The organism is Leclercia sp. Colony189 (assembly GCF_009740165.1).
Lineage (GTDB): Bacteria > Pseudomonadota > Gammaproteobacteria > Enterobacterales > Enterobacteriaceae > Enterobacter.
In genome coordinates this window covers 1,875,523-1,891,594 of the sequence record NZ_CP046557.1, presented here as the reverse complement: position 1 = coordinate 1,891,594, position 16,072 = coordinate 1,875,523, and the positions used below count along the sequence as shown (strand labels likewise).

The 16,072-nt window shown below is 55.8% G+C and carries 16 protein-coding genes; 8 read left to right on the top strand and 8 right to left on the bottom strand.

Features of this window, described 5'->3' with window-relative positions; all coding sequences use genetic code 11:
* Nucleotides 1-9 precede the first annotated feature (9 nt).
* The 3 genes from phoP to GNG29_RS08880 all read left to right on the top strand — a co-directional run bounded on the left by phoP (nt 10) and on the right by GNG29_RS08880 (nt 3,356).
* Nucleotides 10-681 (top strand): two-component system response regulator PhoP, encoded by a 672-nt coding sequence (phoP, locus tag GNG29_RS08890; RefSeq protein ID WP_039028964.1) that lies wholly within the window; start codon nt 10-12, stop codon nt 679-681.
* Nucleotides 682-2,145, top strand: coding sequence for a two-component system sensor histidine kinase PhoQ (gene phoQ / locus GNG29_RS08885; RefSeq protein ID WP_103179131.1), 1,464 nt, complete (start codon nt 682-684; stop codon nt 2,143-2,145). It abuts the gene before it with no gap.
* A gap of 89 nt (nt 2,146-2,234) precedes the next feature.
* The gene (locus tag GNG29_RS08880; RefSeq protein WP_103179130.1) at nt 2,235-3,356 is read left to right on the top strand and encodes a cupin domain-containing protein; all 1,122 of its coding nucleotides are present in this window, start codon (nt 2,235-2,237) and stop codon (nt 3,354-3,356) included.
* A 139-nt stretch (nt 3,357-3,495) separates the two neighbouring features.
* Here GNG29_RS08880 and GNG29_RS08875 read toward each other — a convergent pair whose 3' ends face one another.
* Together GNG29_RS08875 and pepT are read right to left on the bottom strand one after the other, a co-directional pair.
* Entirely contained in the window at nt 3,496-3,987 is a 492-nt protein-coding gene (locus GNG29_RS08875) for an REP-associated tyrosine transposase (RefSeq protein WP_103179129.1), read from the bottom strand.
* Nucleotides 3,988-4,075: 88 nt separating this feature from the next.
* Nucleotides 4,076-5,299 (bottom strand): peptidase T, encoded by a 1,224-nt coding sequence (pepT, locus tag GNG29_RS08870; protein WP_156654294.1) that lies wholly within the window; start codon nt 5,297-5,299, stop codon nt 4,076-4,078.
* A 248-nt stretch (nt 5,300-5,547) separates the two neighbouring features.
* Here pepT and potA point away from each other — a divergent pair, with 248 nt between their 5' ends.
* The 5 genes from potA (at nt 5,548) to GNG29_RS08845 (ending at nt 10,424) form a co-directional block, all read left to right on the top strand.
* Complete coding sequence (potA, locus tag GNG29_RS08865; protein ID WP_103179126.1) at nt 5,548-6,684, top strand: spermidine/putrescine ABC transporter ATP-binding protein PotA; 1,137 nt, start codon at nt 5,548-5,550, stop codon at nt 6,682-6,684.
* On the top strand, nt 6,668-7,525 hold the full coding sequence (gene potB / locus GNG29_RS08860) for a spermidine/putrescine ABC transporter permease PotB (protein ID WP_103179125.1): 858 nt from the start codon (nt 6,668-6,670) through the stop codon (nt 7,523-7,525). Before potA ends, potB begins: the two co-directional genes overlap by 17 nt.
* Entirely contained in the window at nt 7,522-8,310 is a 789-nt protein-coding gene (potC, locus tag GNG29_RS08855; RefSeq protein ID WP_103179124.1) for a spermidine/putrescine ABC transporter permease PotC, read from the top strand. The genes potB and potC overlap by 4 nt, the downstream gene beginning before the upstream one ends.
* Nucleotides 8,310-9,356 carry a spermidine/putrescine ABC transporter substrate-binding protein PotD gene (gene potD, locus GNG29_RS08850; protein WP_156654293.1) on the top strand — a complete coding sequence of 349 codons (1,047 nt, stop codon included), beginning with the start codon at nt 8,310-8,312 and terminating at the stop codon, nt 9,354-9,356. The genes potC and potD overlap by 1 nt, the downstream gene beginning before the upstream one ends.
* A 189-nt stretch (nt 9,357-9,545) precedes the next feature.
* The gene (locus GNG29_RS08845; protein ID WP_156654292.1) at nt 9,546-10,424 is read left to right on the top strand and encodes a DUF6708 domain-containing protein; all 879 of its coding nucleotides are present in this window, start codon (nt 9,546-9,548) and stop codon (nt 10,422-10,424) included.
* Between the two features lie 88 nt (nt 10,425-10,512).
* Here the strand turns inward: GNG29_RS08845 and GNG29_RS08840 are convergent, their stop codons facing one another.
* From GNG29_RS08840 to lolC, 6 genes are all read right to left on the bottom strand, one after another.
* Entirely contained in the window at nt 10,513-10,818 is a 306-nt protein-coding gene (locus GNG29_RS08840; protein WP_103179121.1) for a hypothetical protein, read from the bottom strand.
* 65 nt (nt 10,819-10,883) lie between these two features.
* Nucleotides 10,884-11,705 (bottom strand): Sir2 family NAD+-dependent deacetylase, encoded by an 822-nt coding sequence (cobB, locus tag GNG29_RS08835; RefSeq protein WP_103179120.1) that lies wholly within the window; start codon nt 11,703-11,705, stop codon nt 10,884-10,886.
* Between the two features lie 15 nt (nt 11,706-11,720).
* Complete coding sequence (nagK, locus tag GNG29_RS08830) at nt 11,721-12,632, bottom strand: N-acetylglucosamine kinase (protein ID WP_103179119.1); 912 nt, start codon at nt 12,630-12,632, stop codon at nt 11,721-11,723.
* A 51-nt stretch (nt 12,633-12,683) separates the two neighbouring features.
* Entirely contained in the window at nt 12,684-13,928 is a 1,245-nt protein-coding gene (gene lolE, locus GNG29_RS08825) for a lipoprotein-releasing ABC transporter permease subunit LolE (RefSeq protein ID WP_156654291.1), read from the bottom strand.
* Nucleotides 13,928-14,629 (bottom strand): lipoprotein-releasing ABC transporter ATP-binding protein LolD, encoded by a 702-nt coding sequence (lolD, locus tag GNG29_RS08820; protein ID WP_103179117.1) that lies wholly within the window; start codon nt 14,627-14,629, stop codon nt 13,928-13,930. Before lolD ends, lolE begins: the two co-directional genes overlap by 1 nt.
* The gene (gene lolC / locus GNG29_RS08815) at nt 14,622-15,821 is read right to left on the bottom strand and encodes a lipoprotein-releasing ABC transporter permease subunit LolC (protein ID WP_103179116.1); all 1,200 of its coding nucleotides are present in this window, start codon (nt 15,819-15,821) and stop codon (nt 14,622-14,624) included. The genes lolD and lolC overlap by 8 nt, the downstream gene beginning before the upstream one ends.
* Nucleotides 15,822-16,072 lie beyond the last annotated feature (251 nt).

The window sequence follows — 16,072 nt, the reverse complement described above, 5'->3', positions numbered from 1 at the left end:
GAAGCGATGATGCGCGTACTGGTTGTTGAGGATAATGCGTTGCTACGTCATCACCTGAAAGTTCAGCTTCAGGAAATGGGGCATCAGGTGGATGATGCTGAAGATGCCAAAGAAGCCGATTACTATCTCAATGAACATCTGCCCGATATCGCCATCGTTGACCTGGGTCTGCCTGATGAAGATGGTCTGTCGCTGATCCGCCGCTGGCGCAGCCACGATGTCTCTTTGCCGGTGCTGGTGTTAACCGCCCGCGAAGGCTGGCAGGATAAGGTTGAAGTGCTCAGCGCCGGTGCCGATGACTACGTCACCAAACCCTTCCATATTGAAGAGGTTGCCGCCCGCATGCAGGCGTTGATGCGCCGCAACAGCGGTCTGGCCTCGCAGGTGATCTCCATTCCGCCGTTCCAGGTCGATCTCTCCCGTCGCGAACTGGCGATAAATGACGAGGTGATTAAGCTGACGGCCTTTGAGTACACCATTATGGAGACGCTGATCCGTAACAGCGGCAAGGTGGTGAGCAAAGATTCCCTGATGCTCCAGCTCTACCCTGATGCGGAGCTGCGCGAAAGCCATACCATCGATGTTCTGATGGGCCGTCTGCGTAAGAAAATTCAGGCGCAGTACCCGGAGGATGTCATCACCACCGTGCGCGGGCAGGGCTATCTTTTCGAATTACGTTAAATGAAAAAACTGTTTCGTCACTTTCTGCCGCTGTCGCTGCGGTTTCGATTCCTGCTGGCGACAGCAGTAGTGGTGCTGGTGCTCTCCCTGGCCTACGGCATGGTCGCGCTGGTAGGCTACAGCGTCAGTTTCGACAAAACCACCTTCCGCCTGCTGCGCGGCGAAAGCAATCTCTTCTATACCCTCGCCAGATGGGAAGACAATAAAATCAGCATCGATATGCCGGAGCATCTGGATCGCCAGAGCCCAACCATGTCGCTGATTTATGATGAAAAAGGCAAGCTGCTGTGGGCCCAGCGTGACGTGCCGTGGCTGATTAAAAGCATCCGCCCGGAGTGGTTAAGAGCCAACGGCTTTCATGAGCTGGAAGCCAATGTTGATGCCACCAGCGTGCTGGTCGGTAACGATCGGAACATGCAGCGGGAGCTGGCCGAGATCCGCGAGGATGACGACGACAGCGAGCTGACCCACTCGGTGGCGGTAAATATTTACCCCGCGACACTCCAGATGCCCCAGTTGACCATTGTGGTCATCGACACCATTCCGGTTGAGCTTAAACGCTCCTATATGGTGTGGAACTGGTTCGTCTACGTGCTCGCCGCCAACCTGCTGCTGGTGATCCCCCTGCTCTGGCTGGCCGCCTGGTGGAGCCTGCGCCCTATCGAGTCGCTGGCGAAAGAGGTGCGCGAGCTGGAAGAACATCACCGTGAAAAACTCGACCCGAACACCACCCGGGAACTCACCAGTCTGGTGCGCAATCTTAACCGTCTGCTGAAAAGCGAGCGCGAACGTTACGATAAGTACCGCACCACCCTCACCGATCTGACCCACAGCCTGAAAACCCCGCTGGCGGTCATGCAGAGCACGATGCGATCCCTGCGCAGCGCGAAGCTGAGCGCCGAGGAAGCAGAACCCGTGATGCTGGAGCAGATCAGCCGTATCTCGCAGCAGATTGGTTACTACCTGCACCGCGCCAGCATGCGCACCGGCAGCACCCTGCTGAGCAGGGAATTGCACCCCGTCGCCCCGCTGCTCGACAGTCTGACCTCGGCGCTGAACAAAGTTTACCAGCGCAAGGGGGTGAACATTACTCTCGATATCTCCCCGGAAATCAGTTTCGTCGGCGAAAAAAATGACTTTATGGAAGTGATGGGCAACTTGCTGGATAACGCCTGTAAATATTGCCTGGAGTTCGTTGAAGTCTCTGCCCGTCAGGGAGAGGACCAGCTGCATATTATCGTTGAGGATGATGGCCCCGGGATCCCTCAGGGCAAACGTGACCAGGTCTTCGATCGCGGCCAGCGCGCCGACACATTGCGCCCGGGTCAGGGGGTCGGTCTTTCGGTCGCCCGGGACATTGTGGAGCAGTATGGCGGCAGAATCGAAACCAGCGACAGCCTGCTGGGCGGTGCCCGAATGGAGGTAATTTTTGGTCGCCAGCATCTGACAAGCGACGATAGTTAAACGCCAGGGTGAAAAAAGCGTGATTCTCACACGCAGGCTGCCGAGCTTCCGTTATAATCCGAGTCATTAAAAGCCTGCGGAATATAAATATGGATTATCAATTAGCCCTTAACTGGCCCGACTTTATCGAACGTTACTGGCAAAAACGTCCGGTTGTCCTGAAACGCGGCATCACCAATTTCGTCGATCCGATCTCTCCCGATGAGCTGGCTGGCCTGGCCATGGAGAGCGAAGTCGACAGTCGTCTCGTCAGCCATCAGGACGGTAAATGGCAGGTGAGCCACGGCCCGTTTGAAAGCTACGACCACCTGGGTGAGAGCAACTGGTCGTTACTGGTGCAGGCGGTTAACCACTGGCACCAGCCCGCCGCAGCCCTGATGCTGCCATTTCGCGCCCTGCCCGACTGGCGGATGGACGATCTGATGATCTCCTTCTCCGTGCCCGGGGGCGGCGTTGGCCCGCATCTGGATCAGTACGATGTGTTTATTATCCAGGGTACCGGCCGCCGCCGCTGGCGCGTGGGTGAAAAGGTGCCGATGAAACAGCACTGCCCGCACCCCGACCTGCTGCAGGTCGATCCGTTTGTTGGCATCATCGACGAAGAGCTGGAGCCGGGCGATATTCTCTATATTCCACCGGGTTTCCCGCATGAGGGTTACTCCCTTGAGAACTCAATGAACTATTCGGTTGGTTTCCGCGCCCCAAGCGGTCGCGAGATGATCAGCGGGTTTGCCGATTACGTCCTGCAGCGCGAACTGGGCAGCCACCGTTTCAGCGATCCGGCGGTCCCTTCCCGCGAACATCCGGCCGATATTCTGCCGCAGGAGCTGGATCAGCTGCGCGGAATGATGCTGGAGATGATCAACCAGCCGGAACATTTCAACCAGTGGTTCGGGGAGTTTATCAGCCAGTCCCGACACGAGCTGGACGTCTCCTTGCCGGAGCCGCCGTATCAGCCGGATGAAATCTACGATGCCCTTCAGCAGGGCGACAAGCTGGCGCGTCTGGGTGGATTGCGGGTGTTACGTATTGGCGAAGCGGTGTATGTCAATGGCGAGCAGCTGGATTCCCCGCACCGTCCGGCACTGGAGGCCCTTGCCAGCCATATGGTGCTGACTGCCGATCATTTCGGCGATGCGCTGGACGATCCGTCGTTCCTCGCGATGATGGCCGCCCTGGTGAACAGCGGGTACTGGTTCTTCGAGGACTGAGACGTTAGTGGGTTGCCGGGCGGCACTGCGTTTGCCCGGCCTACAACGTTGTCTGTGACAATGCCCGGTGGCGCTTCGCTTACCGGGCCTACAAAATCGCAACCGTAGGCCGGGTAAGGCGTAGCCGCCACCCGGCTTTTTATCGCCGCTCTCCGGTGTCAAAATCCTCTATCTCCCCAGCCCAATCTTCCGGGTATATCCCTTCCCGTACATCACGATGAAAGGTGGAATAGGGCCACGCTTTCACGCGCGTCACATAGCCATGCTTCAGCGGGTTGATATGGATGTAATCCGTATGTCGCCGCAGGTCGTTGTCGTCCCGGATGGTATGTTCCCAGAAGCGTGGCTGCCAGATGCCTGGCATCCCCAGCACGCGGGTGAAGGTCTTTTTGATGTCTCGCCAGCGGCCGGAGTAGTCCGCGTCATTTTCGGGTAACGTCCAGATACAGTGCATATGTTCCGGCAGGATCACCCAGGCATTAATCAGAAAGGGTTTGCGGCGTTTAACACCTTGCGTTGCCGCACGAAGCGTATCGATATGTCGCGTCAGCAGATCGCTGCGCCGGTTTTGCAGGTTAACGGTGAAAAACCAGGTTCCGCCTGGCACATAATGTCGACGGTAGTTTGACATATGAGGTTCCCTCCTCATGTGTGGAAATGCCGGGCGGCACGTTGTTTGCCCGGCCTACGCGTAGACCGGGTAAGGCGTCAAACGGCGACTATTGTTTTGCGGTGAGCTCCGCAATCCGCACAATCACCTGCACCGCTTTTTCCATTCCTTCCAGGGTCACGAACTCATGCTTGCCGTGGTAGTTATATCCCCCGGTGAACAGATTCGGGCACGGCAGCCCCATAAAGGAGAGCTGCGCGCCATCGGTGCCGCCGCGGATCGGCTTGAGCTGCGGCTCGACGTCGCAGTCGCGCATCGCCTGCTGTGCCACCTCAAGGATGTAGGGATGCTCGATCACCTTTTCATGCATATTGTAATAGCTGTCTTCGATGACCAGCTCAATGTAGCAGTCCGGGTGAAGTCCTTTGCCCACCTTCTTTGCGATATCCATCATCTTGCGTTTGCGCGCTTCAAACCCTTCGCGGTTGAAATCACGGATGATGTAGTGCATATCCGCGCGGTCCACCGTCCCTTTGATGCTGGTCAGATGGTAGAAGCCCTCATAGCCTTCGGTTTTTTCCGGGCTTTCATCCGCCGGAACTTCAGCATGAATGCGGGCCGCCAGCGACAGCGCGTTCACCATCACCCCTTTCGCGGTGCCTGGGTGGACATTGTTGCCAACGATGCGGATATTCACCGACGCCGCATTGAAGTTCTCGAACTCCAGCTCCCCCACGCCGCCGCCATCGACGGTGTAGGCCCAGCGGGCATCGAACGCCTCAACATCAAAATGCTTCGCCCCTTTGCCCACCTCTTCATCGGGGGTAAAGGCCACGCGGATATCGCCGTGCGGCACGTTGTTGTTCTTCAGCACCGCCAGCGCGGTCATGATCTCGGCAACGCCCGCTTTGTCATCAGCCCCCAGCAGCGTTTTGCCGTCGGTGGTGATCAGGGTCTGGCCAAGCAACTGGTGTAATACCGGGAACATCACCGGCGACAGCACTTCGTCACCGACGCCAAGGGCGATATCACCGCCCCGATAATTCTCAACAATCTGCGGATTGACGTTTTTGCCGCTAAAATCCGGTGAGGTATCGACATGGGAAATAAAACCAATGGCAGGAATATCACCGCTCACATTCGCAGGTAGCGTGCCCATCACCGTCCCTTTTTCACTTAAGGTCACGTTAACGAGCCCCAACTCCTCCAGTTGGCTTTTTAACAGCTGCAACAGCTTCCACTGCCCTTCGGTGCTTGGCACCTGGCGGACACCCGGCTTAGATTGGGTATCCAGCGATACGTACTGTAAAAAACGCTCAAGTAATTTATCCATGCAGTCACCCTCACTTTTCGTGACAACATTATCAGTAAGCAGCAAAACCCAAATATTGCGTCAGGTCACTTTTATCCCGTAAACGAGAATATTTCCGGTTCTCTCATCGTTTGCTAATAAATGTAGCTTATCAATGGGTAACAAGGATTGGCGATTGCAGCGCTTTCCCGTAGAATGTCCGCCCTCATTACGTTTCACCAAGGTGGTTAACCACAAACCCCGCTGCGATAAGCATTTGCAGCGTCGATATGGGACTGAATCAAAAATTGAATACACAACCAGCTTCACTGTCACCGTTGGTGCAACTGGCCGGAATTCGTAAAAGCTTTGACGGAAAAACCGTCATTTCCGACCTGGATTTAACGATCAACAACGGCGAATTTCTTACACTACTTGGCCCTTCAGGCTGTGGTAAAACGACAGTGCTTCGCCTTATCGCCGGGCTGGATAACGTCGATCGCGGTCACATCCATCTGGACAATCAGGACATTACCCTGGTTCCTGCTGAACAGCGCCACGTCAATACCGTCTTTCAAAGTTACGCACTTTTCCCGCACATGACGGTTTTCGAAAACGTCGCCTTTGGCCTGCGGATGCAAAAAACGCCCGCCAGCGAAATCACGCCACGCGTCACCGAGGCCCTGCGCATGGTTCAGCTTGAAGCGTTCGCCCAGCGTAAACCGCACCAGCTTTCGGGTGGACAGCAACAGCGTGTCGCCATCGCCCGTGCCGTGGTTAATAAACCGCGCCTGCTGCTGCTGGATGAGTCTCTTTCCGCACTCGACTACAAGCTGCGCAAGCAGATGCAGAACGAATTAAAGGCGCTGCAGCGTAAGCTCGGGATCACCTTTGTTTTTGTCACCCACGACCAGGAAGAGGCATTGACCATGTCCGATCGCATCGTGGTGATGCGCGAGGGCAAAATCGAGCAGGACGGTACGCCGCGCGAGATCTACGAAGAGCCGAAAAACCTGTTTGTCGCCAGCTTTATTGGTGAAATCAACATCTTCAATGCTACCGTTATTGAACGACTCGACGACCAGCGGGTGCTGGCTAACGTCGAGGGCCGCGCCTGCAACATCTTCGTCAATTTTGCCGTTGAGCCGGGACAGCAGCTGAACGTCCTGCTGCGTCCGGAAGATCTGCGCGTTGAAGAGATCCACGACGAAACCGAAGTCGAAGGGCTAATCGGCTATATCCGCGAGCGAAACTACAAAGGCATGACGCTTGAGTCGGTCGTTGAGCTGGAAAACGGCAAGATGGTGATGGTCAGCGAATTCTTTAACGAAGACGATCCCGATTTCGACCACTCGCTCAATCAAAAAATGGTCATTAACTGGGTAGAAAGCTGGGAGGTTGTGCTGGCTGATGAAGAACACAAGTAAATTCCAGAATGTGGTGATCGCCACTATCGTCGGTTGGCTTGTGTTATTTGTCTTTTTACCCAACCTGATGATCATCGCGACCAGCTTCCTGACCCGTGACGACGCCCATTTTGTCTCGCTGGTCTTTACGCTGGAAAATTACGCGCGCCTGCTGGACCCGCTCTATTTCCAGGTCCTGCTCCATTCGCTCAATATGGCGCTGATAGCCACCGTCGCCTGCCTGGTGCTGGGGTATCCCTTTGCCTGGTTCCTGGCGAAGCTGCCGACGAAAGTGCGACCGCTGCTGCTGTTCCTGCTGATTGTGCCCTTCTGGACCAACTCGCTGATCCGCATCTACGGCCTGAAGATCTTTCTCAGCACCAAAGGCTACCTGAACGAGTTTCTGCTGTGGCTGGGCGTCATTGACACCCCGATCCGCATCATGTTCACTCCCGGCGCGGTGATTGTGGGGCTGGTCTACATCCTGCTGCCGTTTATGGTGATGCCGCTCTACTCCAGCATTGAGAAGCTGGATAAACCCCTGCTGGAGGCGGCAAGGGATCTTGGCGCCAGCAAACTCCAGACCTTTATCCGCATTATCATACCCCTGACCATGCCGGGGATCATTGCCGGCTGCCTGCTGGTGATGCTGCCGGCGATGGGGCTGTTTTACGTCTCCGACCTGATGGGCGGGGCTAAAAACCTGCTGATCGGTAACGTCATCAAGAGCCAGTTCCTCAATATTCGCGACTGGCCGTTCGGTTCAGCCACCAGTATCACCCTGACCCTGGTGATGGGCCTGATGCTGCTGGTCTACTGGCGCGCGTCGCGGCTGCTTAACAGTAAAGGGGAACTTGAATGATCGGTCGACTACTCCGCGGCGGTTTTATGACCGCGATTTATGCGTACCTCTACATTCCGATCATTATCCTGATCGTGAACTCCTTTAACAGCTCGCGCTTTGGCATTAACTGGCAGGGTTTTACCACCCAGTGGTACAGCCTGCTGGTGAATAACGACAGCCTGCTGCAGGCGGCGCAGCACTCCCTGACGATGGCGATCTTCTCGGCCACCCTCGCCACCCTGATTGGCTCCCTGACGGCGGTGGCGCTCTATCGCTACCGCTTTCGCGGTAAACCCTTCGTCAGCGGCATGCTGTTTGTGGTGATGATGTCTCCGGACATCGTAATGGCTATCTCGCTGCTGGTGCTCTTTATGCTGCTGGGGGTACAGCTGGGCTTCTGGTCCCTGCTCTTCTCACACATCACCTTCTGCCTGCCGTTTGTGGTGGTGACGGTCTACTCCCGTCTGAAAGGCTTTGACGTGCGGATGCTGGAGGCGGCAAAAGATCTGGGTGCCAGCGAGATGACCATCCTGCGCAAAATTATCCTGCCGCTGGCGATGCCCGCCGTGGCCGCGGGATGGCTGCTCAGCTTTACCCTGTCGATGGATGACGTGGTGGTTTCGTCATTCGTCACCGGGCCGAGCTATGAAATTCTGCCGTTGAAGATCTATTCGATGGTGAAAGTTGGCGTCTCACCGGAGGTGAACGCGCTGGCGACCATACTGTTGATGTTATCGCTGGTCCTGGTGATCGCCAGTCAGCTTATTGCTCGTGATAAAACAAAATCTCAGGGGACGTATTAATGAAAAAATGGTCACGCCACCTGCTCGCGGCAGGCGCTCTCGCAATGGGTATTAGCGCTGCGCACGCGGACGACAGTAAAACGCTCTACTTCTATAACTGGACCGAGTATGTGCCGCCAGGCCTGCTGGAGCAGTTCACTAAAGAGACCGGCATCAAGGTTATCTACTCGACCTACGAGTCGAATGAAACCATGTATGCCAAGCTCAAAACCTATAAAGATGGCGCCTACGACCTGGTGGTCCCGTCGACCTATTTCGTCGACAAGATGCGCAAAGAGGGCATGATCCAGAAGATCGACAAATCGAAGCTAACCAATTTTTCAAACCTCGATCCGGAGATGCTCAACAAGCCGTTTGACCCGAATAACGATTACTCTATTCCGTACATCTGGGGCGCAACGGCGATCGGGATCAACAGCGAAGTGATGGATCCTAAATCGGTGACGAGCTGGGCTGACCTGTGGAAACCAGACTATAAAGGCGAATTGCTGCTGACCGACGACGCCCGCGAAGTGTTCCAGATTGCGCTGCGTAAGCTGGGCTACTCTGGCAACACCACCGATCCGAAAGAGATTGAAGCGGCTTACCATGAGCTGCAAAAACTGATGCCTAACGTGGCCGCCTTCAACTCCGATAATCCGGCGAACCCGTATATGGAAGGGGAAGTCAACGTGGGGATGGTGTGGAACGGGTCGGCATACGTCGCGCGTCAGGCCGGTACGCCGCTGGAAGTGGTGTGGCCTGCAGAGGGCGGGATCTTCTGGATGGATAGCCTGGCTATTCCGGCCAATGCTAAAAACGTGGACGGTGCCCTGAAGCTGATTAACTTCCTGCTGCGCCCGGATGTGGCAAAACAGGTGGCAGAGACCATCGGCTACCCGACGCCAAACCTCGCCGCCCGCAAGCTGCTGAGCCCGACCGTTGCAAATGACAAGTCGCTCTACCCGGATGCTCAGACCATCAGTAAAGGCGAGTGGCAGAACGATGTGGGCGACGCCAGCCGCCTGTATGAAGAGTATTACCAGAAGTTGAAGGCAGGTCGTTAATGCAATACTATGCCGGGTTTCGACCCGGCATAACTCAATGGTACAAGGATAAGTACATATGAAGCTGAACAATAACGTTCTTTATTCTCTTTTTTCTGCATCGACATTATTTTTACTACCGTTAACAAGACATAGGCATTGAGTTTCCTGATTTAAAGGATTACAGGCAACATCATAAAATGACTCATTATGTCAAAAAAAACGCAGAGAAAAGCGCCGCCCCTATTCGGTGTAGTCGCCGTCAATGATATTAATTGCGATATCATAAGAAACGTCCCCAGAAGCGAATGGCTTGGCGTAACGATGCCGCTTCTGACCATATTCCCATTTCTGTTATCTATTTTATTTATTGGCCCAATTATTGGGTATTCTCCCATATTTATTCTGGTTGAGATTATACTTATCCTGATGTTCTATAGCAGCATCCACGCACTGCGTGTCGTCATTACCCACCCCAAAACGTTAATCGTCAGGCTGAATCGCAAGCGCCAACGGGTGTATGTTCAAACGTATCGTCCCACGCGTAATATCTTTGCGAAATGGCCTGTCGAAACGCTGATTTATGACTGGAAGGACATTGAAGCCCATTTTAGTAACGGTTCCGGAACCGCGGGTTCCCGGACATGGTATAAGTGGCAAGCACCCTCGACTGACGGGAAAAAAAACTGGATAATCATCAGCGATGATAACGCGCCTTTATTTTATCAAGTCTCTCGCTTCTCTACCGATATCGCAGATACTCTTTTGAGTTATGCGGAATCCTGGGCGTGGTGCAGAAACTATATGAATGGCCTGATGACACCCGTTCATTTAATATCGATAGAAAATAACTACTCCTTTAAATATTGCGTGACGAGATTGAGCAGCCGGATGTTGTCGCGAGTCAATGAACAGGATAAATGGACAACCATTTTTCCCGTCAGGAATCCTTTTTTCTGGCTCATTTCTTTTATTATGGTGCCAACCATTTTACTGGACGCTCTGGCAATGAGGAAAATTATGCGCAGGCTGCCGGAGACGCCGTGGTCTGATGAGGCACAGGGCGAATCAACAACAGATAAACAATAGATTAATTATTTATTTTAACTGCGTAAGGTCCTGCGTTGTCGTCAGGGCTTTGCGGGTAATCTGGCGTTGATTCGCCCCGCTCAACTATTTACTCCGATATTTTTTGCAACGCGTCATCAATTTTGCCAATCACATACATCAGCGGTTTCCACAGCACGACCAGCGTAACAATCGTGCCGAACAGCTGCACATCGCCATGCGCAAGTTGTCCGGTAAACAGAAGATATACCAGGTTAAATATACACGAGCCAGCGGAGACAATGCCGAGGTATAAAAAGAGAATGAACAGGATATTTCTGCTGTCAGAAAGGCGAGGCAGGCAACACTGGCTCCACAGACCTATCCCTACCGCCACAATAAAAATAATGGCCGATACAATTAGCGGGTTATCCATAACCTGTTCCTGTCGTTCCCTGGAAATTTGCGCGAAAAGCGTCTGCTCTTCGCGCAGTGAACCACTTACAATCCCTTAAGAAGCTTATCCACAAACTGCGGCACCACTTCGCTCGCCAGTCCGTAGGTTTTCTCTTCAAACTCGCTGCCCACCTGGCTCGGCTCAAGGTTCAGCTCCACCGTATGCGCCCCCTGCAGCTTCGCTTCGTGAACAAATCCCGCCGCCGGATAGACATGCCCCGAGGTGCCAATGGCGATAAACAGATCCGCCATCGCCAGGGCGTTGTAGATCTCGTCCATTCCCAGCGGCATTTCGCCAAACCACACCACGTGCGGGCGCAGCGGCGACGGGAACTGACAGCAGTGGCATTTGTCATCGGAGGTGACATCGCCGGTCCAGCTAAAGACCTGGCCGCTGCTGGAGCAACGCACCTTCAGCAATTCACCGTGCATATGAAGTACGTTGCGGTTGCCCGCGCGCTCATGCAGGTTATCAATATTCTGCGTTACCAGCAGGAAGCGATCCCCCAGCGCCTCTTCGAGTTTAGCCAGCGCCAGATGCGCCGCATTAGGGGCGATCTCCGGCGACTGCAACTGACGGCGGCGGGCATTGTAGAATTCCTGCACCAGCTGCGGGTTACGGGCAAAACCTTCCGGCGTCGCCACATCTTCAACCCGATGCTCTTCCCACAGCCCGTCGGTCGCGCGAAACGTTCGAATGCCCGACTCGGCGGAGATCCCCGCCCCGGTCAGGACCAGTACTCTTGGTTTTTCCATCAATTCCGGCATTGCCACATCCTGGAAGAAAATTCGCTGGCGTAAGCGCTCACGCAAGCGGCGTTTGTTTTTGCGAAAACGGCTGAGTCGAAGTGACCGTCGCGACAGCATAAAAACCTCGTATGGCTAGCGGGTGAGATGGAGGAATGCGGCGCCGCGCATTCCTCCGGCATCGCCATGTCGCGCGCGCTCAATGCGCGGGACACGGGCAACCGGCAACAAATGACGCGGCAACCGACCGGACAACCGTTCGGCGATGGCCGTAAAGTTCGATAATCCTCCGCCGATCACCAGCAGGTCAGGATCGACAATGGTCAGGATATTCCCCAGACAGACCGCCAGCAGATCGAGATAGCGCTCAACGTGCTCTACAGCCTGTTCATCTCCCTGCTCCCACAGGGCAATGATTTCCGGAGCCTGACGTTTTTGATGATAGAAGTGTTCATAAAGCCATGCAAATCCACGGCCGGAGAGGTAGTTCTCAATGCAGCCGTGCTGGCCGCAACCGCAGCGGAGGAGCGGGAAATCACGCCCCACCACCTCCAGCGCATCCACCGGCAGGCGAATATGACCAAACTCGCCGGTGATATAGCTGCGTCCGGTCACCGGTTTGCCATTCACCACAATCCCGCCGCCGACACCGGTGCCGAGGATCAGCCCCATCACCAGGGGGTATTGCTGGAACTCATCGTCCCAGGCTTCGGAGAGGGCAAAACAGTTAGCGTCGTTGTCGAGGCGCACGTCACGCTCAAGGAGGCGGGTCAGGTCGGCGCGCAGCGGCCTACCGCTTGCCGCCGGGACGTTGGCGGCGTACAGCGTACCGTCGTCGGTTTCCGGCATCCCCGGAATGCCTATGCCCACCGTGCCCTTCACGCCGAAGCGTTCATCGGCCTGGGCCACCAGCGCGGCAATGGCGGTTAAAAATTCATCGTAGCTTTCGTGGGGAGTGGGAACCCGGGTTTCCCACTGCAATTTCAGGTTGGTATCAAATACGCCAAGGGCAATTTTGGTGCCGCCAATATCAAATCCGTAATACATAGTGCATTCCTCTTTTGACCCGGCGGCAACGCTCACCGGATCATGACGTAATTACTGGCCACTTAATACCCTCGCCGGATCAATTCGGCTTGCGCGACGCGCCGGATACCAGCTTGCCAGCAGACTCAGTAAAAGTGCTGTAACCAGCACATAAAAAACATCCAGCCAGTGCAATTCAGACGGCAGGAAGTCAATAAAATAGATATCGCCCGACAGGAACTGATGCCCGATCAGGGCCTCAAGACCGTTAATAATCGGCGTCAGCTGCAATGAAACCACCACCCCGATAACCACACCGCACAGGCTGCCCAGCAGCCCCGCCAGCAGACCATACCAGACGAAGATGGCACGAATAAGACCATCTTTTGCGCCGAGGGTGCGCAGCACCGCGATGTCGCCGCTCTTGTCTTTCACCGCCATCACCAGGGTAGAGACGATGTTAAAGCAGGCCACGCCGATCACCAGCACCATCGCCAGGTACATAATGGCGCGGATCATCTGGATATCACGATACATATACCCGTAAGTGCCGATCCAGCTCTTGATGTAGACATAGCTGTCGGTCACTTCCCCGGCGTCGCGCACCAGTTTGTTGGCGTTGAAGACGTCGTTAACCTTGATGGCGATCCCGGTGACGCTGCTGCCCATATCGAGATACTGGCGCGCATCTTCCAGCGGCACCATAGCAAAGCTGTGATCGAGCTGACCGCTTAGCTGCAAAATACCGGTCACGTGCAGACGCACGCGCTTCGGCTGCTGCAGCTTATGATCGGCGCTGGCGTTCGGGATCATGATCGACACCCAGTCGCCCTGCTTCACTTTCAGCGCGTCGGCCACTCCCTTACCGAGGATAATCTGCTGATCGCCAGCTTTAAAGTTGGCCCAGGCCTCTTTCTGGATAAACTGCGGCAGCGCGCTGAGCTTCTCTTCCTGGCGCGGGTTCACCCCTTTCACCTGGATAGCGCGCAGGTTTGCGCCGCTCTCCACCAGTCCGGTGAAATTGATATAGGGCGCAGCCGCGGCAATGCCCGGCACCTTTTCCACTTTATTCAGGGCGTCGTTCCAGTTATTCCACGGCTGGTTAACCGGCTCAATTTCGCCGTGCGGCACGACTGCCAGAATGCGGTTGTTCAGCTCACGCTCAAAGCCGTTCATGGCGCTGAGGCCAACAATCAGTACCGCCACGCCCAGCGCGATACCGACGGTGGAGATGACCGAGATGAGCGACACCATGCCACTGCGGCGGCGACCCCGGCTAAAACGCAGGCCGATGAGTAACGATAACGGTGAAGCCATCAATCTGCCCCCATCAGGGTCAGTTCGGTATTCAGGCGACCGTCACGCATCTCCAGCTGGCGGGACATGCGTTTTGCCAGCTGCAAATCGTGCGTCACCACCAGGAAGGCGGTGCCCTGGGAGGCATTCAGTTCGCCGAGAAGCTGGAAGATGCTGTCGGCGTTGCGGGCATCCAGGTTACCGGTCGGTTCATCCGCCAGCACCAGGCGCGGATTATTTACCAGCGCACGGGCAATCGCCACACGCTGGCGCTCGCCGCCGGAGAGCTCGGATGGCCGATGATTACCGCGGTGGCCCAGCCCGACCGCTTTCAGCATATCGCTGGCGCGGGCGTTGATTTCAGCCGGTTTCTTTTTGCCGATCAGCAGCGGCATCGCCACGTTTTCCAGCGCCGTAAAGTCCGGCAGCAGGTGGTGGAACTGATAGATAAAGCCCAGCTCGCGGTTACGCAGATCGGCCTTCGCGCTCGAAGACATCGAACTCAGCGGCGTGCCGGAGAAGACCACATCGCCGGAGGTCGGCGTATCCAGCCCGCCAAGCAGGTGCAGCAGGGTACTTTTCCCGGAGCCGGAGGTGCCGACGATCGCCATCATCTCCCCTTCCCCGACGCTGAAGCTGACATTGTGCAGGACATCCGTCTGCACCGTGCCTTCCTGATAGCGTTTGCACAGGTTGTCGCATTGCAACAGGATCTTATTCATAACGTAAAGCCTCAGCGGGTTGGGTGGCGGCAGCGCGCCATGAAGGATAAAGCGTGGAGAGTAAGGCAACGGCCATCGCAGCCAGCGCAATGCCCACTACCTGCAGCGGCTCAATGGCCACCGGCAGTGCCGCGCCGTCGAGCAGCGCGCCGATAATCGGCATTAAATTATTGAGCTGGCTGGCAAGCAGCGTACCGAGCAACGCGCCGAGCAGCGCGCCGACAATCCCGGCGCTGGCGCCCTGCACCATAAAGACCGCCATGATCTGCCGCGGCGTCAGCCCCTGGGTTTGCAGGATCGCCACTTCGCCCTGCTTCTCCATCACCATCAGGCCCAGCGAGGTAATGATGTTAAAGGCGGCAACCGCCACAATCAGGCTCAGGAGCAGGCCCATCATGTTTTTTTCCATCCGCACGGCCTGAAACAGCTCGCCCTTACGTTCGCGCCAGTCCTGCCATTGGGTGCCTTCCGGCAGGGTTTGCTGGCTTAACACATCGACCTTCAGCGGCTCGTTGAGCCACAGACGCCAGCCGGTGATATTGCCGAGCGGGTAACGCATCAGGCGCGACGCGTCCTGGATATTGACCAGCATCTGATAGCCGTCCACTTCGCTGTTGGCGGCGAAGGTGCCGATCACATTAAACAGGCGCTGGCTCGGGAGCCGCCCCATCGGGGTAAACTGGCTGGCAGACGGCACCATCACCCGTAGCTGATCGCCGCGATTGACCCCCAGCTGTCCGGCAAGCTGTTCGCCGAGAATGACGTTGTACTGGCCGGGAGCCAGATCGCTCTGTTTGACGTTAACCAGAAACGGCGTCAGGGGATCCTTTTGCGCCGGGTCGATGCCGAGCATCACTCCGACCGCCACGCTGCGGGCGCTCTGTAGCACCACGTCACCGGAGGTGATCGGCGCCACGCGGCTTACGCCCTGGAGCTTGACGGCGCTTTGTGGCAGCTGCTGCGGATTCACCGACCCGCTGCTGGATGAGAGGATCGCCTGCGGCATCAGCCCCAGAATGTTATTTTGCAGCTCGCGCTCAAAGCCGTTCATGACGGAGAGAACCGTCACCAGCGCCATCACGCCAAGCGTAATGCCAATGGTAGAAAGCCAGGAGACGAAGCGACCGAAGCGGTCCGCGGCGCGCCCACGCATATAACGTAAGCCTATGAATAGTGCGACAGGTTGGTACATGAAATCCGTCTGTTTGCTGATAGCAGACCCACGAGTATATAAGCGAATCCGCTAAGGGTAAATGACTGAAACCGTAAGCTTTGCTTATCATTTGTCTGAAAAAGCGCGGTAAATCAGCGTAATACCCCCCTTTCGTAAGACGACCTGCCCCGCGCAGGTGTTTGCAGCTTTTCTGAAAAACATCCGGATACAGACTCTTACCCATTACATCCCGCCCGCCGCGCAACACACTTACCCGCTCGATTAAGGTA

Excerpts from the sequence above, each read along its gene's own strand:
- GNG29_RS08840 (WP_103179121.1), bottom strand. The coding sequence starts at position 10,818 with ATGGATAACCCGCTAATTGTATCGGCCATTATTTTTATTGTGGCGGTA.
- pepT (WP_156654294.1), bottom strand. The coding sequence starts at position 5,299 with ATGGATAAATTACTTGAGCGTTTTTTACAGTACGTATCGCTGGATACC.
- GNG29_RS08845 (WP_156654292.1), top strand. The coding sequence starts at position 9,546 with ATGTCAAAAAAAACGCAGAGAAAAGCGCCGCCCCTATTCGGTGTAGTC.
- cobB (WP_103179120.1), bottom strand. The coding sequence starts at position 11,705 with ATGCTGTCGCGACGGTCACTTCGACTCAGCCGTTTTCGCAAAAACAAA.
- phoP (WP_039028964.1), top strand. The coding sequence starts at position 10 with ATGCGCGTACTGGTTGTTGAGGATAATGCGTTGCTACGTCATCACCTG.
- nagK (WP_103179119.1), bottom strand. The coding sequence starts at position 12,632 with ATGTATTACGGATTTGATATTGGCGGCACCAAAATTGCCCTTGGCGTA.
- lolE (WP_156654291.1), bottom strand. The coding sequence starts at position 13,928 with ATGGCTTCACCGTTATCGTTACTCATCGGCCTGCGTTTTAGCCGGGGT.
- GNG29_RS08880 (WP_103179130.1), top strand. The coding sequence starts at position 2,235 with ATGGATTATCAATTAGCCCTTAACTGGCCCGACTTTATCGAACGTTAC.
- lolC (WP_103179116.1), bottom strand. The coding sequence starts at position 15,821 with ATGTACCAACCTGTCGCACTATTCATAGGCTTACGTTATATGCGTGGG.
- phoQ (WP_103179131.1), top strand. The coding sequence starts at position 682 with ATGAAAAAACTGTTTCGTCACTTTCTGCCGCTGTCGCTGCGGTTTCGA.
- potD (WP_156654293.1), top strand. The coding sequence starts at position 8,310 with ATGAAAAAATGGTCACGCCACCTGCTCGCGGCAGGCGCTCTCGCAATG.
- potA (WP_103179126.1), top strand. The coding sequence starts at position 5,548 with ATGGGACTGAATCAAAAATTGAATACACAACCAGCTTCACTGTCACCG.
- potC (WP_103179124.1), top strand. The coding sequence starts at position 7,522 with ATGATCGGTCGACTACTCCGCGGCGGTTTTATGACCGCGATTTATGCG.
- lolD (WP_103179117.1), bottom strand. The coding sequence starts at position 14,629 with ATGAATAAGATCCTGTTGCAATGCGACAACCTGTGCAAACGCTATCAG.
- GNG29_RS08875 (WP_103179129.1), bottom strand. The coding sequence starts at position 3,987 with ATGTCAAACTACCGTCGACATTATGTGCCAGGCGGAACCTGGTTTTTC.
- potB (WP_103179125.1), top strand. The coding sequence starts at position 6,668 with ATGAAGAACACAAGTAAATTCCAGAATGTGGTGATCGCCACTATCGTC.